The organism is Gottfriedia sp. ABJ_BB2_2, from assembly GCF_055484705.1.
Map to the genome: position 1 here is coordinate 1 of NZ_JBVFKR010000014.1, position 24,825 is coordinate 24,825.

A 24,825-nucleotide genomic window follows, 5' to 3' on the forward strand; every position below is an offset into this window, starting at 1 on the left:
CCGTTAGAACATAACGATTTATATTTTCCATATTAGAAATATTACCATTCAATTCTGTAAAAGATTGAATAGTATTTTTTTCATCAAAGTATAAAAATTGATCATCCTCAATATCTAGAGGTTCCTGGTGTATTAGAAACATATTTTTTCTCCTATTCCATTTAAAAATGAATTTACTCTTCAACTAAATCGCCAGTTAGTTACATAAGCAAGTATTACAATTATTTATATACGTTTTACTAATTCAGGATCTAACGCTACATAATGTGGTCCCGAACAGTCTTCTTCTTTAATACCAATCTCATGATTATTAGTGCAAACAATATTATGTCCATAAACCCCACTCAAACCACAACATCCAATTAATCTATCAGGATTTATGTGAGGTTTTGAATTAATTGAATCTTTGATATTAATAATAAAGAAGTCTTTTAAGTTAAGTTCTGAGACCACACCACCAATAGGAGTAAAGTCAAGTATGTAAAAACCTTTACGTATATACTCCTGGTCACCGTTACTAGATAATAATTTGATATTCTTCAATTCCTCTACATTATTAGAAAGCTCTATTTTACAAGTTTTACAAATCAGTTTCATCGTGATGTACACTCCCAAAGTTCTATCTACTAATTTTATTGTGATAATAATTATCTCACTTCTCTTCAAATCTATTGTGATAATTATATTATTTTCATATTAAACTAAACTCCCATTTATCAAATTAATAAGGCTACCGAAGTAGCCTTTTTTGTTAAACTATTGCGCCAGTTAGTTGTACAAGAACTAGCCTATTTTCACAATAAATCTTATGTGAATCTAGTTTAGATATATAAGCTTATGAGTAATCTTAAAATAAAAACGCCTTAGAAGGTTAGTATAAACCTTCTAGGCGTTTATCAAATTAATTCACTTCTCAAGCATCATATATATTTTTTAATAGCGGGTTTAATTTTAAATTTGCTTTTTTTACTGATAACTTAAATAAATAAGAAAATAAATATACCATATCCAAGTAACGAACCTGTAAAATTAAAAATGAGATCATTAATATCAACAATTCTCAAAGTGTAACCATTTAATAGTCCGATAATCCCTTGCAAAGACTCAAGTATGATCCCTAAAAATAATCCTGCTATGGCTATTTTTTTTAATGTACTTTTTGTAATAAAAGGAAGTCCAAAACCAAATGGTATTGTCATCAAAACATTTAGCAAAGAAGTCCAAAAATCCTCCTTTGTAAGGTTTATAAGAGGAACTAGATTCAGATTTCTCGATAAATGTATTCCAATCAAATTCCTGTAAGTTTCAGATACATAGATTGGAAATTGAGTATAATTTAAAACATAACATAAATAGATAGACATAATCGAGAAAAAGAATAAATACACCAAATCTTTTTTGAATTTTACCCTTAAAACAAATAATATTATTAATACTAAAATGATAGATCCATACAATATCCATCCACTGAAAAATAACGCCTTTTCCATTTTAAAGAATCTCCTCCAAATCAAACCGTACAAGATGCTATATATTTGAACCTTCTCTTCATGCTTTAGTTGAATAATGAATTTATTTTAGCTCTTTTAACAGTTTAATAATTTCTTCATTTTGCTTTGAAACTTTTCGCAATGCATCTGAAAAATACCATATTAAATAACAAGCTATTGCAATTAAAAAAAGTATAGGTATTAGCAATTTTAAATTCCCCCAAGCATTTTTAGAATTCCAATTCACTTCACTTCCACATTTTACCATAAGGTTCAAGAGAGTTTTTAAATTTACATCTAAATAATTTAATTTTTCAATAATTTTAATTCGACTAAACTGCTCATTACTACAATTAAAAAAAGCTGCAAATTAGCAGCTCTTGATCTTCAACTAACGCGCCAGTTAGTTGCATAAGTAATACTTGTATTAAGTATTATTTTTGTTTTTTTAGTTTAATTGTTTCATTATGATTTAACCATTTCACCTCTAAGGTAATTTCATCTGGGGCATTACTGATACGGTCAAATATTTCTGTATTAAACTCGGTAGCAGTATGGTAATTACCAATTCCTTTCAAAGCTAATGGATAACTACTTTTTTTAGAATCATCACCTATCGTTAATACATATTCGATCTTACCTATTTTTGGGGATGTTTGTTCATCAACTGCAGTATTGCGATCCGTTATATATTGGATATACAAAGAATAGAAATTAGATGATTTTACTTTTGATAATGTATATGTCCCAAACCAGTGTTCGCCTTCACCGAAATAAAATATTTGGGTTTTCGGATTATTCTCTTTTTCAGTCTCAACTTTACTTTTTGTTACGGGAGAATCCTCTATAGAACAGCTAACAGTTACAATCAAACATAGAGTCATAACGCAAAAAGTAATTAATCTTTTCATCTACATTCCCCCTTAATTCCTTAAGTAATGTTTAATTACTTATTCGATTCTTATTTAAAAATCCTAGTTCTTAATGTAAACACTCAGTTAGCAAAATATAAAAAGATCGACAAAACCGTCGATACTGTTTATCTAACTAAGGCGCCAATTAGTTAAATAACAATCTAATACATAAATACCTAAATTACGTTGGGATATCTTTGAAAAAATTCCCTCTAAATTTTTTTATTTAATAATGAAAAATAATGATTTTACCTTCTTCAATCCTAATAAATAATAATTGTTCAAGTGATTCAAAATTAAATGATATACCTTCAGTTGAACGTTCAGGAAAATCCACTTGAAACCCTTTAGAATAATTTGCGAAAAAAAATCTCTTAATATATTCATACTCTTTTAGTATTTCAAAAATTGTATCACTTAGATGCTGGTCTTCTATTTCTACAATTTTCTTTCTTCCCTTGGAGAGGCATTTATGTTTAATTAATCCTTTAATAGGATATATCAAACTATCTTCTATTAATAGTTTCATTCCTTTGATAAAAGGCAGGCATGTGTCCATAGAAATTTCATCATCAAAACTATACTCATCTATTTTATTTGGGTACTCTTTTATATTGATTCCAGTTGAAAATTCAAGATATGGATTATCTTCTAATTGTTCTGGATTGTACGTGATTTTCTTAAACACAATGCTTCCTCCTAATTTTTTAAAAAAGCTACTTGTCTATTAATTCTATTAAATTTTAACACCTAAATTAAAAGATGTTAATCATTTAAAAGAACTTTAACATCGACAGTTCTTATGAAACGAACCTACTATATAGTGAAAAAGAGGATAATCGATTTATGATCATCCCCTTTTTGTTATTAAACTAAAGCATACGTTAGTTGAATAAGTAAAATTAATTTATATTCTTATTGTAGCCACCTCTATTAGGTAACTCATTTTCAAAATCACATGAAGCGACAACTAAATATCCTTCTCCCCAAAGAAATTCCATCATCTTTCCGACAATTAATTTATATTCTTCTTTTCTATAATAATCTGAAAGATCCATATCTAAAAAGTATCGATAATAAAGAAAACCATCAATGGGAGTTTTTGAGTTTTCCTCTTCAAACTCCTTATTTTTTCTAACGTCAATAGTGAATAAATCTCCCTTTATCGAAAAATATTTATCATATTCTAAAGATAGGAAATTAGAGATATTCTCTGTTAATTTATCAATTGATAAATTGGTATTTATGAAAATTTTACAATATAAATCCTCCAAACATATTCACCTCATTATCTAACTTCTTATTTAACTAATGCGCCAGTTAGTGCAATAAAAAAATGCCGAAGCAGTCGAACATTATACAACTAATGAAAAACACCCATTTTGGATTGGCTTGTTACTCGATAATTAAATGTGCTACATTCAATACGTTTTTGCAATCACTGATAAAGCGTTGTTCATTTTGTACATATAGAGCATAACTCGTTAATTTCGTTTGAATTAATACTCTGTCGCTTGTTCTTGTAGGAAAACCCATTGTACGTTCCGCTTTAGGTGCATATTCTTTCGGAATTTTGATTGAAACGATTTCCTCTTTTTTTATTACCTGTTTATCAGAAGCATAATTAATGATAATTTCGGTTTCAGTGATATTCACTTTTAAAAATAGATAATTGAATAAGAAAAGTATACCTACTATTAAAATTGACATTCCAATAGTAATCCACATAAAGATTTCCTCCTGCTTACATCGTATTTATATATCCATATTTTACCATGCATTGTGATAAGAATATTTAATAATTTTTTTATAAACAAATACGATTGCCGAAGCAGCATATCGTTGTTCGACTAACGCTCACCGTTAGTTGTATAAGATCATAAACATTTTATAAATCTTTATCAATAGCATAGTCTAGAATTGATTGGTATACGCTATGCCACTCATGGTAGTAAGCTTTGATTTCATTTGGATTAATTAATTTCCTTTGGGCTGATTCGTGTTTACCTTCAAAAGTGTGGAATTGTCTAATGTCCATGCGGTAGAATACTTGATAACCAACTTTAGGATATTTACTCTTTTCACTCCATTTTGGATTATCGTTGTGATCAACTATTATGTATCCAAGAAGATCACATTTGCCCTCAACATATCCCTCTTCCATTGCTTCACGTTTAAAGCATTCTTCAGGAGTTTCATTTAATTCTATGTGACCACCAGGAAAATCCCACCCTCTATGATTTAAATCGACTAATAATAACTTGTTATTATAAAAGCAAAGTCCATGAACACTTGTTATTAGGTATTGAGTAGGTAGTTGATTATCCTGTTTCCAGGTTAATTTTATTTTTGCTTCTCCCCAATTTACATAAGTTGTTGTCATTTAATATCACCCTTTTTTTAAACCAGTTGATATGGCAATAAAACCAAAGACCTTATCTAGAATTATTCTCTTTTTTATTCATAGAATCCTTTTCTTATTGAGCTATCCTACCAGTTGCTTGAATAAGAAAAAGAGCTGCCGGAGCAACTCAGTTATGTTCAATAAACAAGTTTTTTTATGATGATATCTTAACTAATAAAATTAAACTATAGAATATAACATTCTAAAATTATTGATTGTAAAATCAGAATGAATGCTTTCTTCACCTGTGTCACTAAAAAAGCATGCATTTATTCCAGCATTTTTTGCTGATAATAAATCTAAATCTCGATCACCAATCATTATCGCTTCTGAATGAGTGATGTTATATTTATCAATTAAAAAATTGATTGCATCAGGACTTGGTTTTCGTTCAAAACCTTGTTGTGATGTTATAAAATCAGTAAAATAATCATGTAAGCCAAACTTTTTTAATAACTTAATCGATGATTCTCCTCTATGTGTATACAAATAATTGTGTTTATTTGTTTTATGAATATCTCTACATATTTCTTCTATACCTTCGTATGGTTTAGATAATTCCATTTCCATTGCTTTTCTATTTTTATGATATTTTTCAATGAATATATTATCTATCTCGAATTTATTTTCATAATGTTTTAATGCGTGTGATATTGATACCTTCATGTTTTTCACAATTTCATCTAATGATTCCACGATACCTTCTTCTTTAAGCAGGTCTTTAAATATTTTCCCCATTACAGGATATGTATCAAAAAGCGTTCCGTCAAAATCCCAAATATAGTGTTTATACATTTTTCAATCTCCCTAATCAAACTTTTCTAATATAACAATTCAACATATCCTCCATAATTTCCTTCTATTTTATGTATCTTATTAATCCAAACTGTTAGTTAGCACGAAAAAAGACTGCAAAAGCAGCCTGTGTTGTTCAACTAACGCGCCAGTTAGTTCTATAAGACTTTTTTAAATTTATCTTTTTTTAGTAGGTTTAGCAAAAATAATGGATGTTAAAAATCCTACAAATCCACCGCCAATAGAACCGGCCAATGCTGAGTTAATCTCGTCATTAAATAAAAAACTCTAACTAAAAAATACGATACTGCAAATAAAATTGAGTATATCAAATATACATAAATGCTCTTTTTAGAAATCATAAATTCCTCCATAAATCACTATTCTCTAGTTAATTAATTCAACAGTTAATATATAACACCTTTAAACTACTGAAGCTTAATATTTGATTTTCGCGTAAATACAAGTATCAGTTAATTGATTCCCATCTACAGATAGATCGTCATTCCTTAAAATTCCTTCTAAAGTAAATCCTAATTTTTCGGGGATCGCTCGACTCTTAAGATTCCCGGATTCCACTCGAATAACGATTCTTCTTCCATTTAATACATTCAAAGCGAATTCAGTTAACGCTTTTATTGCTTCATTCATATACCCATACCCACTATATCTAGAATCAATCCAATAACCGATTTCGAATTTAGGTATATCCCAATTTATATCGTGTAGACTACATGAACCTAAGAACTCACCAGATTCTTTAAGAAAAATTAGGAATCTAAAACTATCTCTTTTTAAAAAATCAATTTGTGCATTTCTCAAATTAATCTCTGTATCCGTTACTTCAGGAACATTTTGTGCAAACGGTAACCATGGTTTCAATTCATTGATTGATGCCCGAATGGCTAAATTCACGTTCATTCCATCTCCCTGATTTGGACAACGTAATATTAATCTTTCTGTACTAATTCTGGTAGGAATATCAATTAAAATTGGGTTCATAATTAATTTCATTCTCCTTTAATATTAATTACTAATTTACAACACAAAAAAACTCCCACCCCCAAGATTATTCATCTTGAGGACGAGAGTTTTAACTTCGCGGTACCACCTCAGTTTATTGATATGTCTCCATATCAACCTTATCGGGTACGTCAAATATATATTCGATTATACCCTATCTCTTTAACGGGAGAACCCGTTGCAGCATCACTAAGTTTACTTAAACTAAGTTCCGTGCAAAGCTCCGAGGCTTTCTTCATTAGAACATTATTACTCCTTTTCACCTATTTGGAGCTCTCTGGAAATAACGATTCATAACTACTTTTCTCATCATCGCAATATTTAAAATTCAAATAATTAAGAATTATAATAAATTAATTGAATTTAATCGTCAATATTTTTTTGAAATCCCTTTTATGAACTTTTAGTGATACTAGTATTATTTTATTAAGAATAAGAGGTTTACGCATCTCCTGTTATTTAACTAATGCGCCAGTTTGTTGTATAAGGATCAAAGTTTTTTAAACTCTGGAGTTTCAATAATTCTTTGAAAAAACTCATTTTTGGCTTCCCTGTACTCATCCATTTTTTTTCCTTCATGATCCCTCTTTAAATCATCGTATTCCTTTCGATATTTATCATTTATTAATAAAATATCTCGGAATTTCCAAAAGAAATCAAATTCACTATTTATAACAGTTAATTGCACACCGAGAGGAGGATCGGTTGAATCGTCCTTAAATGCCCTGAAACTATCGGTTTTGATACTACCTTCATTTAGTTCATATAATGCTGAAAGTATCTGGACAGCCATTGGGAATTGTTCAATAGTAACACGCACTTGTATATCTAAATCACCCTTTGTAAGGCTATTCGGGACAGCTGTACTTCCAACGTGCTGGACATCAGCATCTGGCAAACGTTCGTTGATTAACTTTTTGTGTAAGAAGAAAGTTTTCTCTACCTTTTCGTAAAAAAGACTGTTGTCAAAAAAATTTACTTGTTCCATATAACCCTCCCCACAAGATATTCTTTGCTACTAATTTTACTATTCTATTCAAGCAAACTGCCATTTACTTCATTAAAAAAAGCCGCATTTGCGACTTTTGCTCTTATGTAACTAACGCGTCAGTTAGTTGCATAAGAATTAAAATTTTATTATGTACTTTATTTAATATTCATAATATGGGCCGAAATATGTTTCCAAACCAAATATGAACAAAACCAATGCTACTATAGTTAAAATGAAAGAAAGTACTGAAATAATACGAGAAACCTTAATTCCCTTCCGGATAAAATAAAAAACCAATACATATGGTAAACAAGCTACAAAAAAAGGTACACCTCCTGTGAAAGAAGCATAGATTATTAATCCCCCGACGAAATTAACTACTTCTGAAACTCCAATGTAAAATATAGCTAAAACACTAATAAAAAAAGGCAAACATAAAAACAATGTTTTTATAAAAATTGACTTCATAAACTCACCCCCAATATTAATAATACATCTTTTCTTTTAGTGCTTAATATAAGGTAAGCAAAATAATAAGCCGCATAATTGCAGCTAATTCATCAACTACCGCTCTTCGTTAGTTGATGAACCATCTATCTAATTTCTTTAAGTTCAATAATTTTTAATATAGTCAATTCCCATATAAAAAGGGATCAAAAAAAGAATAAAGCCAGTTATGTAACCACTTTGTTTCAAAATAAATTTTTCAATACTTCTTAATAAAAATATTAGTGATAAATCGATAAAAGCTAGACCACAGTAAGTATAATTAACTTCATCATTTGGTGGATAAGTAAAAATTAGGTAACCTAATATTGGGATTACTAGAATTGCTTGAATTATAACAAAAGGCTTTAATCTGTCTTTTAAAAATTTTCCCATGATTGTGCTTAAGAAAGTTCGCATCTGTTTCCCCTTTAGAAGTTTCTATCTAATAAAATTTTACCATATTTTTCATACAATAATATTTGAAAAAGTTTCCATTCCTTATTGAACTAAACTGCCAGTTTGTTCAATAAAAATAGACCGACGAATCGTCGATCTTGTTGTTCAACTAACGCGCCAGTTAGTTGAACAAGGTGAAAATAAATTTTAAATAGATCCATTTTCCAATCACATAAAGTAATGCAATTAAAACAAAAGTAATTGTTATCCAAAAAGCCATTGCTATAATTGGATAATCCTCGAAAATACCATGATAAGCAATAAAGTAACTATCATTATAAGAAAAATCATCTTTAGGTTTCAATTGGAATAAACTTATGAACAATTTGAAGTTACTTAAGATAAGTATTACATTAATAGTAAATGAAAAGATAATAGATTGAAAAATTGTAGATTTTATCATATGTCCCTCTAATAACCATTTATTTAACTAATATTATATCATTTATATAAAATATTCTGTCATTTATTTCATCAAAAAAGAGCCACAAACAGTGACTCAGTCTATACAACTAATGCGCCAGTTAGTATAATAAGCAAATTTTTATAACTATAATAAACTTACTTGTTTTATAGCTAATTTTTCATTAATAAGTTTCTTGAATGTAGTTACGTCATCCTCAGAACCAAAGTATCTTTTAGGAATAACTATCGCCTTGTTTCTCGATATATACAGCCTAAACAAATCTTCATTTTCAAAAGCTGAAATAATGTCATCCCATTCAATGCATAAATTTGAGCTTTTTACTTTCTGATGTATCCCCTCATTATCAGCGACGAAATTAATCTCGTTTTTAATCAGATTATCACTCTTAAACTCTTTTCGTACACGAAGGTAAATAAAAAAACGAAATAATGCAGTTATTAATATTGCTAAGATCACGCATACAATAAATAAGACAACTAATCTAAATTGTGGAAAGATAAATTTAAAACATACAGTGAGATAAATTAAAACTATTAAAAATGAATAAACTAGTTTACGTTTTGTATGATAGAAATTATATTTTTTAAATTCATCAAAAGTTAATTTCCCTGCAAATGTAATACTCTCATTGGTATTCAAGTGAACCCTCCTTACTAAATGTGACTATATACCTTAAGAATCTCTTTAATGAATTTTATTCTACAATTTTCATTAAATACCTTTATAGTATTCATTAATCGGACAACGACTCTTATCTAAATAAAAAAAGTCGCATCTGCGACTCTTGATTTTATGTAACTAACGCATCCGTTAGTTCTATTTGTGTGAGGTTCATAATTCTTTATATAACATACTTAAGCATTCCGTTACGCATAAATAAAATAACACAAACAAAATATGCATAAACCTAAGAAAAGTAGAATCATAAATAACTTTATTAAGTACCAAGGAAATAAATTAATTATATAAAGTAATATCTCCCCTAAAATATCTGAAGAGCCAATATCGAAATTTTCATTTTGATAAAACTCTTTATTTTTAAAAGAAAAAAATATCAAACCAAAAAATGAAAAAATAGCAAAAATTATCATTAAAATAGTCACGCTGATTCCTCTATAATTCCTTCTTTTTTTAATTTATTATAACATTCCCTATTCCTCAAACCACCAGTTAGTTTAATAACTTTCAGCAATATGAACTATTTTTTGAATAACTAAATTAACCTCTTCGTTGTCTTTAATTACAAATAAATAGTCCCCTTCACCTTCAATTGGATCAACAACATCTTCATGAAAAGATTCAGCCTGTTGTCTAAAAAGCACTTCCTCAAAATTTGATGCATTTCTAAATATATTCTTACTTCTTTGGCTATAAGTAACTCTTTCCTGAAGAACATCATCTGGAATATCAAAATGAACCAAGATACGGACAAACTCATCGGTATTAAACAACTCTTCTAGCAAATACAATCGTCCTTTTCGACTTCTATTTGAGTTGCAAATAATAAAGTGAAAATCAGTGTTTTCCTTGGCATAATCGACAATTAGCTTTGACAGTGAATGTTTAAGTGTATTAGGTCCTTTTTTTGGTTGTAAGTTATTATAATAAGTATTTATAAATTCAGCATGGTTATCTTGATCCATAACAAAAGAGTTATTTAATCGTTTTTCTAAAGCATTTGCAAATGTAGATTTTCCAGAATGGGTTTTACCCACTGTAATGATTACTAGCCTCTTCATTTATTCAACTCCTTCTAGAAAAAGTTCTAGAACTAGCATCCATATCCCTTTATCTTTATATATTGGTTCTTGTTCAATTTCCCTGCCTAATACTTAAATAAAAAAAGCAGCCAATGACTGCTCACTATCTTCAACATATCTAAATTACAACATCCTTGGTATATCTCTCATACTTAAATAGTATCAATTCTGGTGAAAGTTGAACTTCTTTCGTCTTTTTATAACCGAATTTCTCATAAAAATAATGATTACGAATACTTAGAAAAGGGGTATACAGTGTCCATAATTTCACATTTGAAAATTGTTCTTCAAGAAATTGCATAGCAACTGAGCCAACTCCTTTATTTTGAACAGAAGGAGAAACAAATAGTTTATCAATATGCATTCGTTCATCATTTCCTCTTACATCTATCCCACCGATAATGGTTTGACCATCTAATATCGTAAAATGATGAAATTTCTTAATGTTTTCCGCCAACTTTTCAAATGTTTCACAAGCTGGATTAGTTTCTTTGTCATTATATTTCTCTAAATCCTCTTGTAAAGAAGCTTTTTGAATGGTAAGTAATGTATTTACATCGTCCATTGTAGATTTTCTAAATACCAAAGACATATAATAACCCCCGATTGACTGAATCTTTAAATATAAAGATTAGGTATTCTACATTTCTTCCCTTTTTCCTTCTTCTACTAAACTGCAAGTTAGTTCAATAAGCATAATTTGTTGCTGCAATTATTAGTAATCCAAAAAGGTAAAGAATAATTAAGCTTGCAATTGCTCCTATGAACCATCTTAACATTTTAAATATCCTCCCCAAAAAGAAAGTTCTTATTTAACTAAAGCTCCAGTTAGTTACATAAAATATTATTAATCTTCTGGTTCTTTCCACTCTTCATCTAAGACAAGTTTACCATTTTCATCACGAATGTAAGCCGTACCAGGTGCTGAATTAAGTAGCGGAATTATATCTTTATCGTAATTACATATTGTGTTCACTTGATATACTGAATGATTTTCGGGGTTATCCATGTAATCATCACTCTCATCACCCGCCATAAATCTCCAACCACTGTCTGGATTTCCGTTTTGGTATGGTTCTTCTCTATACATAAACCCTACTTTACAGCCATCAACTGTAATTCTGTCAGTAGCAATACATCCCTCATTTGAGTCAATTAGTCGTTTAATCATATCACCTGACATGTAAAATTTCTTTTCTTTCTTTTTAAACCAACCCATTTTTTCCTCCTATTTTTTAACGATAATTTATAACAATTAATAACGTAACAATAAAATGTAGTAATTTCCATCTTCAACTATACTGTCATCACAATAAAAAAATCGACCATACAGCCGATATATAGTTTTCAACTAAAGCGGCAGTTAGTTATACATGCTATTTCCTATTCACTAGGACATTATATAAATCAATAATTAAAGAAACTCCACAAATAAGGAAAAGTACAAAACCAAAATAACGAAAAATAGTTTCCACATTATCCATTACATCTCTCCAAAAGAAGAATGGATGAATAGGAACAATCATTAAAGTAACTCCGATAATAAATCCATAAAAAAATGTCCTTTGTCGATCCATTATTAAACTCTCCTTGAGTCATACTTATCTAACTTTGAATTATTTCCTCATAAAAATATGTATTTCCTTCCTTTCATCGTATTCCTCTAAACTGTTTGGCCATTAACAAAATAAAAAGAAGACTGTCAAACCAGTCTTCTCGATATTAACTAACGTTCTCGTTTGTTGAATTAGAGCTTATACGGTATTATTTATTATTTTTGTGCGGATAGGTATGTTTGCTATTAATTAATTTTCTCAAATCACCACGAAATAGTACGTCTTTCATTTCCCTAAAGCGAAACGGTATGAAAGGAGCTAAATATGGAACACCAACCGATTTAAGAGAAGCCATATAGACCGTCACAATAAAAAGTCCAATCATGATTCCTTTTAGTCCCAAAAAATATCCGATAAGTGCAAATAGTATTCGTAGTGTTCTCATTGCTCCACCGAGTCCACCCGCAAGTATACTAATTGATGATAATACTGTGATTCCCGCAACAATCAAACTTAATTGATGAACCAACTTTGCTTCAACAGCAGTTTGTCCAACTACAATTGCACCGATGAGAGAAACAAGGAGAATAGTGTTTTTCGGCACTCTTAAAGAGGCTTCGATTAACATATCAAATAGAAAGACTAAAAATGCCATTTCGAATAGGATAGGGAAAACGGTATCAGACTGCTTTAATAATTTTTCATTAAAAGGATGCGGAATCCAATCGTGATGAAATCGAACCATTGTCACATAGATTCCAATTAAACAGTTTGATAAAAACCATAAGAATAACCTAGCGATTCGATTAAAGAAGCGACCAGATTTTAATGCATACTCATCTGGTTGATGAAAATAATGAATAAATAATGTCGGAACGATCAAAGAATACGGGACACCGTTAACCAAGATCACAACCCTTCCTTCAAACAATGCAGAAACGGAAACATCTGGGCGTTCACAAGTGAATACAAGTGGAAATAGCGTTTTTTTCTCTTCTAATGCATCTTCAATTACACGGGCTTCCAATAAATATGTCACTTCAATTTCATTTATTTTTTTTCGTGTCTCGTCTAATACTTTATGATCAACATATTTTTCAAGATAGATGATTGCAACACTCGTTTTAGAGTCTGTCCCCATTTCAATTGATTCAACATTAAAAGTAGTAGTTTGTATCATGTTCCGTAATAAATTAACATTCACTTTTAATTGTTCTGTGAATCCAACCATAGATCCTCTTGCTGAGCGTTGTGTATCTGGTTCAGTTAACGCTCTCATTTGCCAATCAGAAGAATCAGCTAGAATCCCTTCTGAAAATCCATCAATAACAAGTAGTACTTTTCCTTTTAATAGTTCACTAGTTATTTCTTCAAACTTTGTTGTTAAGCTCGCATCTATGAGTGAAAGATGAAAATCAAGAAGTTCCCCCATGCTGTCTATTGAACGTACATGGAATAAAGGAGTAAGGAGATACTCCTGAATATTTTTCGTATCAATAATACCATCAAGGTATACGATCGCAGCATTCCGAATAACTTCACTCTTAATTTTAAATGAACGGATTTTTAAATCTGACGTTTCATTAAATGATTTTGATATGAAATCCAAATTTTTTTGTAGATGAACAGTCAAAGAAGTGGATTCTAAATGGTTCATTCGCATACTCCCTATAACTTTTATATTAGTATGCCCTATTTAATCATCTTCATTAGTTGATATCATTTTTTGAATTTTTGTTATCTATTCCTTATTCAACTTATGGCTATACTGCCAGTTAGTGAATAAAAAAAAGACTGCCGAAACAGTCGATCCTTGATCAACTAACGCGCCAGTTAGTTGCATAAGGTTAGTTCTGTCTTTTTAGAATTATTGTTTCTTTTTTATCTTTCCACTGTATCTGCAATGTAACTTTTTTAGGTAACCCTTTTTCAATTAATTCTGCATTCAATTCATTGGAAATATGAAAATAATCATATCCACTCAGTGGTTTTGGAAAACTACTTTCTAATGTTTGATTATCCGTTTTAAGTACGTATTCAATATTTCCTATTTTACTATGCATACCATCATTAATATGTTGAATAGTTAACGAGTTATAATACATAGAATCAACTTTTGATACAGTATATGTACCAAACCAATATTTTCCCTCTCCAAAATACAAAGTACTCCTTGGTATATTATCTTCTTTAGGTTTTTCTTCTTTTGTACAACCTACAATACATAACGATGACAACAGTAAAAATATGAATATCATTTTTTTCATGTGCAAATTCCTTTAGTTCTTTCTTATCATTTTCATTTAACTATCATATTTTATCACTTTTAAACTCCAGCTCAAGTGTTTCTAATTATTTGAAAATCCTATTAAACTAAACTGTCATAAAAAGTAATAGAGGATGATCGATTAATGATCACCCTCTATTTGTTATTCAACTAAAGCGCCAGTTAGTTCAATAAGACTTACAACTTTTCTTTAATAGTGTTTCATTAAATATTTTAGTTATCTCTGCATACCCAACAATATGGGATGCTTCATGTATTGCAATCCTTTATCCAACCCATAAACATTCTGGGTATACTTCTGGAGTGATAAATGTAATTATCCCTAAAACTGTCTCACCTAACTCGACCTTTTCTCTATCATAGTATTGATGTACTCCTGTGGTTAAATAATCGGCGTTCACTAAATGTGTTGGGCGATAACCAGAAATTTCCACTAAACTGCCAATTAGCAAACCAAAAAAGCAGCCAATGGCTGCTCTTAATCTTGAACTAAGGCTTCGTTAGTTCAATAAGGATGGATCATAAGTAATCTTTTTTATATACAGGAGAGATAATTATTAACTTTCTATGTGAGCGTCAGGAAATTTATCCGAAACAAGATTCAAGACGATGTTATGCTCAAGTAAAGCCTTTAAACCACAAAGAACTACCGTAAAACCTCCAGTTGAATCAATCACTTGATTAACTATTTCATTTGGACTACCTTTAAATCCTGCGTTAATAATTGTAACAAAGGTTCCTTCTGTACGAGATGTAAAAATCCACTCCACGGTAGTGTCATCTTCAAATTTGATGAGTATTCTTTTGTTTTGTTCCAATTGTTTTACATCAAGTTCAGCAAAAACACCGTACATTTCCCAATCCCAACGGATACGTTTTCCCACTTCTAATTTTCCATTGCTTTTAGTAAACCAGAATTTTGTAGTAATTGAAGGGTCTATAAAAGCCTTGAATACCTCTTCAACAGGTTTTCTGATAAGCATTTCCACCTTTGCAAATAAACCTTCTTTAGGGAATGTCATTTGTATTCTCCTCTCTTTTTTGCTTATGGACTTCTGATATTACCAACAAAATATCCTTTTAAAATAATTTATCTTAAACAATTCTTCAAATTTTTAAAAAATCCTACTTTAACTATTTTGCAATAAATCGAGCGGAATATTTAATTCCTCCGTTTTAAGGTAATATCGAAATCCCTTATTGAATATCCTGCCAGTTAGTACAATTAAGTAAGAACTAGTATTACCAACTCTTGTTGTCCAATTAACGCATGCGGTATTTTAATAAAGACTTATTTAAGTATTAATGAAGACTCACTTATCACATTATTCTAAGGCTCCACTTTCTACAATTTCCACTTTTACTTTCGTATTAAATTTTACTTTAGCATAATCTTCATTCCAGTTTTTCTTTTTCCAGACTTTTGGGTGATATGCAACTAATTGTCTACCTACGCTTAAAGAGTCACACTTTGATTTTTGTAATTGATCGATTACCTCAACAGCCATTTGGGTTAATTTTCGGGATAATACTTTATTTAGATGATTAAGTTCATTTTTATTTCCCATAAAAGCTTTAGGATATTCTATTACCGACGCTTTTGTATAAAGTGAAATATCAACAATTATATCACCATTTTTTTTTACATTTACTTTAAAATTTCTCTTAATTTTACGTTGAGCTAAATCTATTGTTATATAATCATTCATATCATTAGAAGTGTCTTTTTCAACATTAATATTCAAACGTGCAATTCTTCCTTTAGTACCTGTTAAAAGATTATGTAAAATAGATTGATCGATATTCAAAAATCCTGTCATTTTTTGCTCGTGGAATAACGCTGTCCCAACAGTTGATAGCTCTTTCCCATCAATCTTTAAATAAGGTAGAACAAAATCTTGCCCGGTTGCGAACATTTTTGTGAAGATTGTCTCAACCGTTTCTTTAGGAAAAACACTCATATTTTCTAAACTTTTGATTTTTCCTGTGATAAATTCACCGATTAATAAATTGCCAACTTTACGTAATTGAAATACTTCTGTTGTCTCCCCATCAATTACTGCTAATTTAACGTTAGAAGTTGGATTATCAGGGTCACGGTATTCAACATCCATAAAAGAATATAAATCTTTTTCTTCTACTAATTTTTTGCCTAACAATAATGTTGCGTATTTAAAATATTGTATATCTCCACTAACAAGATATCTTATTGAATCAGACGTATCACGAATGTTTTTCCCTTTAGCTAAATGAATTTCATTTGTATTCTCACTTTGTCCGGATTTTATGACCTCAATGGTCTGTCTTAGGTCGCCTTTAGGTGTTAAATCGTAGCCTACACTATACCCTAGGCGAGCTTTTTTTAAATTATTTTGATCCCAACATCCTGATAAAAATATACTAAAAATAATCATAAGGATTAATAATTTTGAGTAGAATCTCATTTTCTCCCTCCTTCTTTAGTAAAAAATAAGAGAGAAAAAATCAAAAGCAATACTGGAATTGCTCCTAAAAAAACATAAGAAGTATAATCTACGACTTTTATTAAAAATTCCAGTTGATTCGAAGTTTGTGGAAGCAAGGATATGATTGAACAAATTATTGCAACAAAAGGGATTATGTTCTTATGATTATTTTTCCGCAAAATTTGTTTTATTCCTATAGAAGAAAAATATAAATAACTAACAATCGAGGCTATTGCAGTAGTCATCCATATAGGTAAAAATATTAAATCAATTCTGCCAACAACGCCAAAATTCAAAGAACGTAACAAATAAACTACAGGTTCTCCAACCATTTCTAATTGTGCAGGACTAAACACTACTAAACAAGTACACACGATAAATGCGAAGAATATAGTCACAAACAAATTAGCATATGTAATAGTCTTTAATATACTTTTACTTGATCCGATTACAAGGGGATAAAGAATTAATAAGATTTCAAATCCATACATTGAAATAGAAGCATCTTTTGCGGTTTTAATTATATTAATCCATCCTGCTTCGAGTATAGGAAAAGGATAACTAAAATCAGCTTTAAAAATACCATATAGTATTAAAAAAAACATTGGCAAAATTAAGATCGATACTAGAACATAATAACGAGCAATTGTTCTTGAATTCTCCCTAGCGAGATAAACACTGGTAATAATAATAAGAATGACAACTGCCCATGTTGGGGTACTTTGAAGCATCCATCTTTTAAGGACATCACAGGTCAGTCTAATTGCTGTGCCTCCAACTAATATAAAATAACACGAGTATAGAATAATAACTATACTTCCAATATAAAGTCCCGTGGTTTTCACCAAAATTTCAAACACAGTTTTTTGGGGAAACCTCTTCAATAATAGCCAATATATAAAAAGCATCAATTGAATAGCAATACCTGCAACAATAACAGATATCCAAGCTCCGCCTTTAGCTTTCATATGCAGATCATGAGGTAGAGAAAGGATTCCTACACCAACCTGAGTTTGAACAATAAACAAAAAGAGTTGTAATAGAGTTATTCTACTTTGTTGGCTTTCCACTTTTTTTCCACTCCCTCGATATGGACTCTTGATTGTACCTTTTAGGGTGAGCGTCATGTGGGCGTCCATTTAACTTCCAAATTGGAAATCGGAGAATAACATCTTTCATGTCTTTTATACGTAATGGAGCAAAAGGTGCAAGATACGGCGTACCAAATGACTCAAGTTTACATAGGTGTATAAAAAGGATCATGAATCCAATTGCGATACCTACATAACCAAATGTAGATGCAATTATCATTAAAGGGAATCGTAACATACGAACTGCAGCGCTCATATCATTTGAAGGAACAAGAAAAGACGCTATAGCCGTTAAAGATACAACAATTACCATTGAGTATGAAACCAAGCCAGCACTTACGATTGCATCCCCAATTACCAGACCACCTACAATACCTATCGTTTGACCAACCCTGCTCGGAAGACGAATCCCCGCTTCTCGTAATAACTCAAAAATGAATTCTATAAGTAAAGCTTCAATAATTGCTGGAAATGGAACCTTTTGTAATGAGCTTTTAATTGTAAAGACCAATTCTAAAGGAAGTATATCTGGATGGTATCCAATTGTCGCGATATAAAAGGATGGTAGTGACAATGCAATAAAGAAACTAAAAAGTCTGATCATACGAACAAAAGAACCAACCATCCAACGACTATTATAGTCATCTGGGGATTGGTAAAATGCAAATAACGTAACAGGTACAATCAGTGAAGTTGGATCACCTTCACCAAGTATAGCTACTCTTCCTTCCATCAAATTAGCAACAATTCGATCTGGTCGCTCGGTACTTAAATGTTGAGGAAAAGGTGAGAAAGAATTATTCTCTGTAAACTCCTGAATATATCCTGGGGACATGATAATGTCTGAAGAAATAGTGTTAAATCTTTTTTTCACTTCACTTACAAGGTCAGGATTTGCAATATCTTGCATGTATACAATAGCTACCTTAGTTTTTGTTACCGTTCCAATACTAAGGTAATGCACACAAAAATTTGGGCTTTCGATCAATCTTCTAATCAAATGAAGATTTACTTTCATGTCCTCAATTAACCCATAATGTGGTCCTCTAACAACACCTTCATTTTCTGGTTCAGTTATACTTCTTTTATAAGAGATTGGCGCAAATAAGGCATAAAAAAATTTTTTCTTCTCAATGAGTACAAGGCAATAGCCCTGTAGTAGAAAATTTATTGCCTTTTTCAGGTTTGTTTCATTTTCTATTACTGGAGAGGAAATAATATTTTCTATATCATTGTTCTGATTATGAAGCAAAGGGTCAATAATATCCTTTTGAATGATTTGTAGATCCACAAGTGTGTCAATATATAAAATTATTGTCCTTCTTCCTTGAAAAGTGATTTCTCGACTTTTAATATCCTCAGAGTTTACTAAAGTATCTTTCAAGAATTCTAAATTTTCCCCTACAGATAATGACAAGGCTCTAAATCTTTCGTCTATTTTTGAATCATGCATTTAAAAGAGTCTCCCTTTAGATAAAAGTTCTATCTAACAAAGTAATTAAAATTTATCAAAGTAACTCTTTTAATTTTCCTTATATTGTAAATTTTTATTCATAAATAGTTAAAGTGAAAAAGTAATTGGCAATTCTTTTAATAGGACACCGAGTATACCTTAGTTTAATAAGGAATATAGAATTATTAAAATCAAAAAGGTACCAACTAAATAAAATAATCCGACCCTTAGAAAACAATACCGATTATAAAAGTAACTACGTGGCAGTGTAATACTTAAGACGAGCTGACTTAGTTAAGTTTACTAGTGTATTAAAACCGTTAAAATAAATTGTTGTATTATCTATTAGCTCTTTTTCAATGAAAAAGTCAGCATGGTTGGCAAAATCAGATTGAATTTCTTGAACTATATTCTTCATTAATAACCCCTTAATTAATAATTTCTAATGGAATTATTTGTATTAAGGGGAATTTTTAAACGACTCTTTTCTAATCAGCATTGCTAAAAAGAATATGTGTTCTAATATATGATATAAAAAAAGCACTCACAAATTTGTGAATGCTTTAACCTTTAATAATTATCTTATAAATAATTGCTATTACAACAGTAACTATTACAAGTGCTATACCTAAAAACAAAAAGTACATTGTTTTCCCCTTAAACTATACTAGGAATAGACATACTATTTATTTTCAAGATAGTCTTTGATTTATAGTGTCCATACGCTGTAATGCCAACTAAAATCACACCGATTGGTAAATTATATATACATTACATTTCCCATTACTTTATTCATAATATGTTAAATACATTATTATTTTATACTGGTGATCAGTGGAATAAAATGGATACTATGTCACGAATCAGATAGTACATATATCACGATTATTCCATATAACAGCACCATGACAATATGGTTATCTTTAGTATTTTTTACTATATGTTTCCAACTTTGAGGTAGTTCATATGCTTTAAGTTGCTTAAAACCTTCAAAATAATATCTATTTTCACCGGAAGCTGATATAGTCCTGTAATTCAAAAAATTATCTGCACGTCAATGACCGGTATAAAAAAATTATTATTAAACAGTTATATAAATAAAGAATTACAGATTATCTTAATTTGCTTCATTAAATTGATCATAGATTGAAATAGAATTTATCAATTGATTTTTAAAAATTTGTTTTGCTACATTTAACAATTCTTTAATCATGGGATCCTTCAATGTATAAGTAACTTTATTCCCATCTTTTGTTCCAACAACTATATTTTTACTTCGTAATATTGATAATTGTTGTGAAACAACAGATCCTTCACTACCAACCATGTTTTGAATTTCATTTACATTTTTTTCCCCTTCACTTAATATCTCTAATATGCGAATACGTAAAGGATGGCTTAGCGCTTTAAAAAAATCCGCCTTAAATTCCTGCAACTCTAACTTCAATTTGAAGACCTCCAATTATTTAAACAACTTCATAAAAGCAGTATGCCCAATTTACTTAATCCTATCTAGATCTATATCTTTGAATATTTAGATATTCTTTGGAGAAAGTAAATTTATATAGATTAATAAATATATCTATTATCTAAATATTAGGTGGGAGTAGACTGTGAAAAGAATTTATCTGTGTTTATTTTTAATTCTATTCATAATTTTTAGTGGGTGCTCTAACTATAAAGAATTGAATCAAATATCAATTGTGGTTGCAATGGGAATCGACTACTTACCAAAAGAAAAACAATATCAAATGACCGTCCAAATTATTAATCCAAGTGCGATAGCCACACAAACAGGTGCGCAAGGTATTCCAGTTGTTTCATTTGAAGAAAAAGGTAAGACAATTTCAGAAGCAGCACGAAAAGTGACTAAGAGAGGATCCCGACCAAATATATATTCTCATGTTGCACTTGTCATTTTAGGTGAAAAATTAGCAAAACAGGAGTCCTTGAATTTTATTTTCGATGTATTTGAAAGAGATTCCAAAATTCGAACAAATATCCCTGTTGTAATTGCAAGAAACGAAAGCGTATATAAAATAATGAATAACTTACCAGCTCTTGATAAAATCCCAGTCAAATCAATTTTAGGTAAAATTGAAAATACATCCTCTCTTCTAGGTGAGAACCAAGAAACATTAATGCGTGAGGCGATTTCTGCAATTTCTAGTAGTGGAAGAGAACCAGTAATAAATGGTGTGAAATTAGAAAATGAAAGTAAAACATCAGAGACACTTGAAAATTTTGAAAAAGTCGAATCGAGTTTTAGTACGATAAATGGCACAGGGATATTTAGAGACGGAAAATTAGTTGGATGGTTAGATGGGCCACCGGCAACTTCAATACAGATTATTAATAATCTGATTAAAGAAACGAATGTACAAATACCTTGTAGTAAAAAAGAAAAAAAATATAATTCGATGGAACTTACTCGGTTAAAATCAAAGGCGAAAATTAGAATGAAGGGTAATATTCCTATAATAAATATTAAAATTAATTCAATTGGCCATATAGACGAAGTACTTTGTAATGACAATTTTGATAATGCAAAGACAATCAATAAATATGAAAAATCAGCTGAAAATGTTGTAAAACAATCAGTAGAAAAAGGGATATCTGAAGTAAAAAGACTCGGTGGAGATGCATTTGGTTTTGGTGAAAAATTACACTTAGCTAATTCAAAAATTTATAAAAAATATGAGAAAAATTGGAATGATACATTCAAAAAGGCAAAAGTAACAGTTAGTGTCGACGTTCAAATTAATAATGTCGGAATGAGAAAGAAACCTTATCCTCACTAAAGTGACAATTTAATGAAAGAGATTCCTTTTACTTAGTATCAATATCGATAATATTTCACTTTCTCATATTTTTAGAAATTAAAGGTAACCATAATCTTAGAATGAAATTGTGATCACATTTGAGGTAATATAATGAATCGAAAAATATCTATCAGTGGCTTCCAATTATTTTGTATGATTTTTTTGTTTGAAGGAGGAACTACATCAGTATTCGGTCTTGCTCATAAATCAAAACAAGACGGCTGGATAAGTATACTTATTAGTCTTATTTTGGGTTGTATTTTATTATATGTGTATTTGAAATTATATGAAATTTATCCAAGTTTACCTTTTACAAAATACATACAACTAATATTAGGTGAATATTCAGGTAAAGTCTTAGCTTTAATTTATATTGTATATTTCCTTTATATTGCAGCACGCGATTTACGCGATTTTGAAGAAGTATTAGTTATTACACTTTTTAATTCTTCATCTCTAATTTTGATAGGAATTATTATGATGTCCTTATTAGTTTATAGCTTATATAAGGGACTTGAAACATTTGCACGGGCTAGTGAAGTAATTTTTATGTTAATTGTTATTATGATGTTTTTTTTAGTTGGAGCAGAAACAATTTCTAAATTACAAAACTTTAATAATTTAAAACCGGTTTTAGAAAATGGAATACAACCAATCTTGAAAGATGTCTTTCCTATTACATTAACTTTTCCTTTTGGTGAACTCATAACTTTTACTATGATTTTTCCCTATGTAAAGAAAACAAAAAAAACTTTTAAGATAGGATTTTTAGCGATATTTTTTACAGGGATAATAATGATTATGTTCAATATTAATAACATAGCAATCTTAGGCGCATCATTATTTGAAAGATCTTCATTTCCACTTTTAACGGCAGTTAGTTTTGTTAATATTGCAAATTTTATACAAAGACTAGATACATTTGTTATTATTTTAATGGTTTTTGGAGGATTTATAAAAATTACTATTTTTTTCTATTGTGCACTTTCTGCTTCTGCCGATTTATTTAATGTAAAGAAAACTGAAAAGCTAGTCTATCCCCTTAGTATTATAATCATTTTGCTTTCTTTATTTATGGCCCCAAATTACTTAGAACACGTTAAAGAAGGGTTTGAAATAGTCCCGTATTATTTACCTATCCCTCTTCAAATTATTATTCCTTTATGTTTGTTATTAATTGTCCTTATTCAAAGGAAATTAAAATTTCCAAAAGAATTTTAAGTATAATAAAGGGATAATAGAATGATTCTCTCATTTCAGACAATCGATTATCACCTCTTCTGTATATTAAAATAATCAAATTTATTAAATATCAAAAAAAAGAATGTAATAAGGTCCTCGTATGAAGAGCTTATTTCATTCTTTTCATCATTTCGTTAATAAATCTTTTTTATAGTTTTTTCACAAATTCTGTTTTTAACTTCATTGGTCCAAAACCTTCAATTTTGCAATCAATATCATGATCACCATCAATTAGACGAATGTTTTTTACTTTGGTACCAATTTTTACTACTAGCGAAGTTCCTTTTACTTTTAAGTCTTTAATAACTGTTACGGAATCACCATCATTCAAAATATTACCGTTGGCATCCTTAAATACTTTTTCTGCTTCACTTTCATTTTCCGAATCTGAGCTCCACTCAAAGCCACATTCAGGACATATTAAAAGATTCCCATCTTCATAAGTGTATTCTGATTTACATTTTGGGCAATTTGGTAATGATAACATAGTTTTTGTTCCTCCATTAAAAAATACAAAGTAGTGCTTTCAAATTCAGAGTTAATAAATTCATTTATTAACATTTTTAATTGTTTTTATATTCTTGAATTGCTAGTTGAAAAGAAGATAGCTTGTTTGATAATTTGTTTAATTCAATACTAGCTTCGCCTAAGGTTATCGAGTCCTTATGGATAGAAAACCATGATACAAATCGATCTAATTTGTTATTAAATTCATTGATCGTATATTCTTTATCTTCGTTGGTCAAATAATCTAAATCTTTAGCAAAAGCCTGACCTATATATTTAATGTTAACTGGTTCCAATTCTTTTGTGATGGTGATCTCACTAGGAGTATAATCCATTCTAAATGCTTTTCCGGGTATTTGTTCCCAAAATTGTTCCCATTCTGCTAATATACCAACTTCAAAGTAAATATATCTTAAAAATCCGCATAACCAGGAAGTACAGCTAGTATTTCTTTGTTGACAACCTACTCCTTCCTTTAAGTGATTACAATACATACAACAGGAACCACCCTTCGAAATACATACTTTACAAACAGATTTAACACCTACTCCTTCCATATATCGTAGTCCCATCTGAATTATTTCTTCTTTTGTAACGAGACGAGCTCTTTCAAAAGAATTCATCTATATTAATCCTCTCTGAAAAAAATCATG

31 protein-coding genes and 1 other annotated feature are annotated in these 24,825 nt (G+C 29.9%); of the genes, 2 read left to right on the top strand and 29 right to left on the bottom strand.

From position 1 onward, the window contains the following. Positions 1-225: 225 nt before the first annotated feature. The 27 genes from ACX6U0_RS19635 to ACX6U0_RS19765 all read right to left on the bottom strand — a co-directional run bounded on the left by ACX6U0_RS19635 (position 226) and on the right by ACX6U0_RS19765 (position 21,048). Positions 226-597, bottom strand: a complete 372-nt coding sequence (locus ACX6U0_RS19635; protein ID WP_464961546.1) for a hypothetical protein — start codon at positions 595-597, stop codon at positions 226-228. 380 nt (positions 598-977) lie between these two features. After that, complete coding sequence (locus tag ACX6U0_RS19640) at positions 978-1,490, bottom strand: VanZ family protein (RefSeq protein WP_464961547.1); 513 nt, start codon at positions 1,488-1,490, stop codon at positions 978-980. Between the two features lie 82 nt (positions 1,491-1,572). Then, the gene (locus tag ACX6U0_RS19645) at positions 1,573-1,698 is read right to left on the bottom strand and encodes a hypothetical protein (RefSeq protein WP_464961548.1); all 126 of its coding nucleotides are present in this window, start codon (positions 1,696-1,698) and stop codon (positions 1,573-1,575) included. A 226-nt stretch (positions 1,699-1,924) separates the two neighbouring features. After that, a complete protein-coding gene (locus tag ACX6U0_RS19650) occupies positions 1,925-2,401 on the bottom strand; it encodes a hypothetical protein (protein WP_464961549.1) in 477 nt (158 codons plus the stop codon). A gap of 229 nt (positions 2,402-2,630) precedes the next feature. Then, complete coding sequence (locus ACX6U0_RS19655) at positions 2,631-3,092, bottom strand: hypothetical protein (protein WP_464961550.1); 462 nt, start codon at positions 3,090-3,092, stop codon at positions 2,631-2,633. 214 nt (positions 3,093-3,306) lie between these two features. Further along, positions 3,307-3,678 (bottom strand): hypothetical protein, encoded by a 372-nt coding sequence (locus tag ACX6U0_RS19660; RefSeq protein ID WP_464961551.1) that lies wholly within the window; start codon positions 3,676-3,678, stop codon positions 3,307-3,309. Between the two features lie 121 nt (positions 3,679-3,799). Further along, the gene (locus ACX6U0_RS19665) at positions 3,800-4,132 is read right to left on the bottom strand and encodes a SunI/YnzG family protein (RefSeq protein ID WP_464961552.1); all 333 of its coding nucleotides are present in this window, start codon (positions 4,130-4,132) and stop codon (positions 3,800-3,802) included. A gap of 160 nt (positions 4,133-4,292) precedes the next feature. After that, entirely contained in the window at positions 4,293-4,787 is a 495-nt protein-coding gene (locus ACX6U0_RS19670) for an NUDIX hydrolase (protein ID WP_464961553.1), read from the bottom strand. A gap of 201 nt (positions 4,788-4,988) precedes the next feature. After that, complete coding sequence (locus ACX6U0_RS19675; RefSeq protein ID WP_464961554.1) at positions 4,989-5,603, bottom strand: HAD-IA family hydrolase; 615 nt, start codon at positions 5,601-5,603, stop codon at positions 4,989-4,991. Positions 5,604-6,041: 438 nt separating this feature from the next. Further along, entirely contained in the window at positions 6,042-6,605 is a 564-nt protein-coding gene (locus ACX6U0_RS19680) for a GNAT family N-acetyltransferase (RefSeq protein WP_464961555.1), read from the bottom strand. Positions 6,606-6,680: 75 nt separating this feature from the next. Then, positions 6,681-6,948 (bottom strand) — a binding site (T-box leader). A 168-nt stretch (positions 6,949-7,116) separates the two neighbouring features. Next, positions 7,117-7,614 carry a GrpB family protein gene (locus ACX6U0_RS19685; RefSeq protein WP_464961556.1) on the bottom strand — a complete coding sequence of 166 codons (498 nt, stop codon included), beginning with the start codon at positions 7,612-7,614 and terminating at the stop codon, positions 7,117-7,119. Positions 7,615-7,776: 162 nt separating this feature from the next. Then, the gene (locus tag ACX6U0_RS19690; RefSeq protein WP_464961557.1) at positions 7,777-8,085 is read right to left on the bottom strand and encodes a hypothetical protein; all 309 of its coding nucleotides are present in this window, start codon (positions 8,083-8,085) and stop codon (positions 7,777-7,779) included. 144 nt (positions 8,086-8,229) lie between these two features. Next, the gene (locus ACX6U0_RS19695; protein ID WP_464961558.1) at positions 8,230-8,523 is read right to left on the bottom strand and encodes a hypothetical protein; all 294 of its coding nucleotides are present in this window, start codon (positions 8,521-8,523) and stop codon (positions 8,230-8,232) included. Positions 8,524-8,683: 160 nt separating this feature from the next. Further along, positions 8,684-8,965, bottom strand: a complete 282-nt coding sequence (locus ACX6U0_RS19700; RefSeq protein WP_464961559.1) for a hypothetical protein — start codon at positions 8,963-8,965, stop codon at positions 8,684-8,686. Positions 8,966-9,112: 147 nt separating this feature from the next. Beyond that, positions 9,113-9,628, bottom strand: coding sequence for a YcxB family protein (locus ACX6U0_RS19705; RefSeq protein ID WP_464961560.1), 516 nt, complete (start codon positions 9,626-9,628; stop codon positions 9,113-9,115). 536 nt (positions 9,629-10,164) lie between these two features. Next, positions 10,165-10,728 (bottom strand): ATP-binding protein, encoded by a 564-nt coding sequence (locus ACX6U0_RS19710; protein ID WP_464961561.1) that lies wholly within the window; start codon positions 10,726-10,728, stop codon positions 10,165-10,167. A gap of 139 nt (positions 10,729-10,867) precedes the next feature. Further along, positions 10,868-11,341: a GNAT family N-acetyltransferase gene (locus ACX6U0_RS19715; protein ID WP_464961562.1), complete on the bottom strand. Its 474-nt coding sequence runs from the start codon at positions 11,339-11,341 to the stop codon at positions 10,868-10,870. Between the two features lie 255 nt (positions 11,342-11,596). Next, on the bottom strand, positions 11,597-11,968 hold the full coding sequence (locus ACX6U0_RS19720; RefSeq protein ID WP_464961563.1) for a DUF2185 domain-containing protein: 372 nt from the start codon (positions 11,966-11,968) through the stop codon (positions 11,597-11,599). Between the two features lie 157 nt (positions 11,969-12,125). Beyond that, positions 12,126-12,326: a hypothetical protein gene (locus tag ACX6U0_RS19725; RefSeq protein ID WP_464961564.1), complete on the bottom strand. Its 201-nt coding sequence runs from the start codon at positions 12,324-12,326 to the stop codon at positions 12,126-12,128. A gap of 187 nt (positions 12,327-12,513) precedes the next feature. After that, entirely contained in the window at positions 12,514-13,962 is a 1,449-nt protein-coding gene (locus ACX6U0_RS19730; RefSeq protein WP_464961565.1) for a spore germination protein, read from the bottom strand. 190 nt (positions 13,963-14,152) lie between these two features. Continuing rightward, entirely contained in the window at positions 14,153-14,572 is a 420-nt protein-coding gene (locus ACX6U0_RS19735; RefSeq protein ID WP_464961566.1) for a hypothetical protein, read from the bottom strand. 577 nt (positions 14,573-15,149) lie between these two features. Then, complete coding sequence (locus ACX6U0_RS19740; protein WP_464961567.1) at positions 15,150-15,614, bottom strand: SRPBCC family protein; 465 nt, start codon at positions 15,612-15,614, stop codon at positions 15,150-15,152. Positions 15,615-15,917: 303 nt separating this feature from the next. Further along, on the bottom strand, positions 15,918-17,036 hold the full coding sequence (locus ACX6U0_RS19745; RefSeq protein WP_464961568.1) for a Ger(x)C family spore germination protein: 1,119 nt from the start codon (positions 17,034-17,036) through the stop codon (positions 15,918-15,920). Then, on the bottom strand, positions 17,033-18,127 hold the full coding sequence (locus ACX6U0_RS19750; protein ID WP_464961569.1) for a GerAB/ArcD/ProY family transporter: 1,095 nt from the start codon (positions 18,125-18,127) through the stop codon (positions 17,033-17,035). The genes ACX6U0_RS19745 and ACX6U0_RS19750 overlap by 4 nt, the downstream gene beginning before the upstream one ends. After that, entirely contained in the window at positions 18,108-19,601 is a 1,494-nt protein-coding gene (locus ACX6U0_RS19755; protein ID WP_464961570.1) for a spore germination protein, read from the bottom strand. Before ACX6U0_RS19755 ends, ACX6U0_RS19750 begins: the two co-directional genes overlap by 20 nt. A gap of 256 nt (positions 19,602-19,857) precedes the next feature. Continuing rightward, positions 19,858-20,019: a hypothetical protein gene (locus ACX6U0_RS19760; protein ID WP_464961571.1), complete on the bottom strand. Its 162-nt coding sequence runs from the start codon at positions 20,017-20,019 to the stop codon at positions 19,858-19,860. Positions 20,020-20,718: 699 nt separating this feature from the next. After that, positions 20,719-21,048 carry an ArsR/SmtB family transcription factor gene (locus ACX6U0_RS19765; RefSeq protein WP_464961572.1) on the bottom strand — a complete coding sequence of 110 codons (330 nt, stop codon included), beginning with the start codon at positions 21,046-21,048 and terminating at the stop codon, positions 20,719-20,721. 166 nt (positions 21,049-21,214) lie between these two features. Here ACX6U0_RS19765 and ACX6U0_RS19770 point away from each other — a divergent pair, with 166 nt between their 5' ends. Together ACX6U0_RS19770 and ACX6U0_RS19775 are read left to right on the top strand one after the other, a co-directional pair. After that, a complete protein-coding gene (locus ACX6U0_RS19770) occupies positions 21,215-22,402 on the top strand; it encodes a Ger(x)C family spore germination protein (protein WP_464961573.1) in 1,188 nt (395 codons plus the stop codon). 132 nt (positions 22,403-22,534) lie between these two features. Then, the gene (locus ACX6U0_RS19775; protein ID WP_464961574.1) at positions 22,535-23,644 is read left to right on the top strand and encodes a GerAB/ArcD/ProY family transporter; all 1,110 of its coding nucleotides are present in this window, start codon (positions 22,535-22,537) and stop codon (positions 23,642-23,644) included. 169 nt (positions 23,645-23,813) lie between these two features. On the opposite strand, the gene ACX6U0_RS19780 is transcribed toward ACX6U0_RS19775, so the two are convergent. Continuing rightward, complete coding sequence (locus ACX6U0_RS19780) at positions 23,814-24,152, bottom strand: zinc ribbon domain-containing protein YjdM (RefSeq protein WP_464961575.1); 339 nt, start codon at positions 24,150-24,152, stop codon at positions 23,814-23,816. Between the two features lie 76 nt (positions 24,153-24,228). Further along, positions 24,229-24,795, bottom strand: coding sequence for a DNA mismatch repair protein (locus ACX6U0_RS19785; RefSeq protein WP_464961576.1), 567 nt, complete (start codon positions 24,793-24,795; stop codon positions 24,229-24,231). Positions 24,796-24,825: the final 30 nt, after the last annotated feature.

Bases quoted from the DNA above. Each gene is read 5' to 3' on its own strand.
- ACX6U0_RS19690 (WP_464961557.1), bottom strand. From the start codon at position 8,085: ATGAAGTCAATTTTTATAAAAACATTGTTTTTATGTTTGCCTTTTTTT.
- ACX6U0_RS19635 (WP_464961546.1), bottom strand. From the start codon at position 597: ATGAAACTGATTTGTAAAACTTGTAAAATAGAGCTTTCTAATAATGTA.
- ACX6U0_RS19685 (WP_464961556.1), bottom strand. From the start codon at position 7,614: ATGGAACAAGTAAATTTTTTTGACAACAGTCTTTTTTACGAAAAGGTA.
- ACX6U0_RS19700 (WP_464961559.1), bottom strand. From the start codon at position 8,965: ATGATAAAATCTACAATTTTTCAATCTATTATCTTTTCATTTACTATT.
- ACX6U0_RS19665 (WP_464961552.1), bottom strand. From the start codon at position 4,132: ATGTGGATTACTATTGGAATGTCAATTTTAATAGTAGGTATACTTTTC.
- ACX6U0_RS19730 (WP_464961565.1), bottom strand. From the start codon at position 13,962: ATGAACCATTTAGAATCCACTTCTTTGACTGTTCATCTACAAAAAAAT.
- ACX6U0_RS19715 (WP_464961562.1), bottom strand. From the start codon at position 11,341: ATGTCTTTGGTATTTAGAAAATCTACAATGGACGATGTAAATACATTA.
- ACX6U0_RS19725 (WP_464961564.1), bottom strand. From the start codon at position 12,326: ATGGATCGACAAAGGACATTTTTTTATGGATTTATTATCGGAGTTACT.
- ACX6U0_RS19650 (WP_464961549.1), bottom strand. From the start codon at position 2,401: ATGAAAAGATTAATTACTTTTTGCGTTATGACTCTATGTTTGATTGTA.
- ACX6U0_RS19720 (WP_464961563.1), bottom strand. From the start codon at position 11,968: ATGGGTTGGTTTAAAAAGAAAGAAAAGAAATTTTACATGTCAGGTGAT.
- ACX6U0_RS19735 (WP_464961566.1), bottom strand. From the start codon at position 14,572: ATGAAAAAAATGATATTCATATTTTTACTGTTGTCATCGTTATGTATT.
- ACX6U0_RS19785 (WP_464961576.1), bottom strand. From the start codon at position 24,795: ATGAATTCTTTTGAAAGAGCTCGTCTCGTTACAAAAGAAGAAATAATT.
- ACX6U0_RS19670 (WP_464961553.1), bottom strand. From the start codon at position 4,787: ATGACAACAACTTATGTAAATTGGGGAGAAGCAAAAATAAAATTAACC.
- ACX6U0_RS19745 (WP_464961568.1), bottom strand. From the start codon at position 17,036: ATGAGATTCTACTCAAAATTATTAATCCTTATGATTATTTTTAGTATA.
- ACX6U0_RS19775 (WP_464961574.1), top strand. From the start codon at position 22,535: ATGAATCGAAAAATATCTATCAGTGGCTTCCAATTATTTTGTATGATT.
- ACX6U0_RS19740 (WP_464961567.1), bottom strand. From the start codon at position 15,614: ATGACATTCCCTAAAGAAGGTTTATTTGCAAAGGTGGAAATGCTTATC.
- ACX6U0_RS19680 (WP_464961555.1), bottom strand. From the start codon at position 6,605: ATGAACCCAATTTTAATTGATATTCCTACCAGAATTAGTACAGAAAGA.
- ACX6U0_RS19780 (WP_464961575.1), bottom strand. From the start codon at position 24,152: ATGTTATCATTACCAAATTGCCCAAAATGTAAATCAGAATACACTTAT.
- ACX6U0_RS19760 (WP_464961571.1), bottom strand. From the start codon at position 20,019: ATGAAGAATATAGTTCAAGAAATTCAATCTGATTTTGCCAACCATGCT.
- ACX6U0_RS19695 (WP_464961558.1), bottom strand. From the start codon at position 8,523: ATGCGAACTTTCTTAAGCACAATCATGGGAAAATTTTTAAAAGACAGA.
- ACX6U0_RS19755 (WP_464961570.1), bottom strand. From the start codon at position 19,601: ATGCATGATTCAAAAATAGACGAAAGATTTAGAGCCTTGTCATTATCT.
- ACX6U0_RS19710 (WP_464961561.1), bottom strand. From the start codon at position 10,728: ATGAAGAGGCTAGTAATCATTACAGTGGGTAAAACCCATTCTGGAAAA.
- ACX6U0_RS19675 (WP_464961554.1), bottom strand. From the start codon at position 5,603: ATGTATAAACACTATATTTGGGATTTTGACGGAACGCTTTTTGATACA.
- ACX6U0_RS19640 (WP_464961547.1), bottom strand. From the start codon at position 1,490: ATGGAAAAGGCGTTATTTTTCAGTGGATGGATATTGTATGGATCTATC.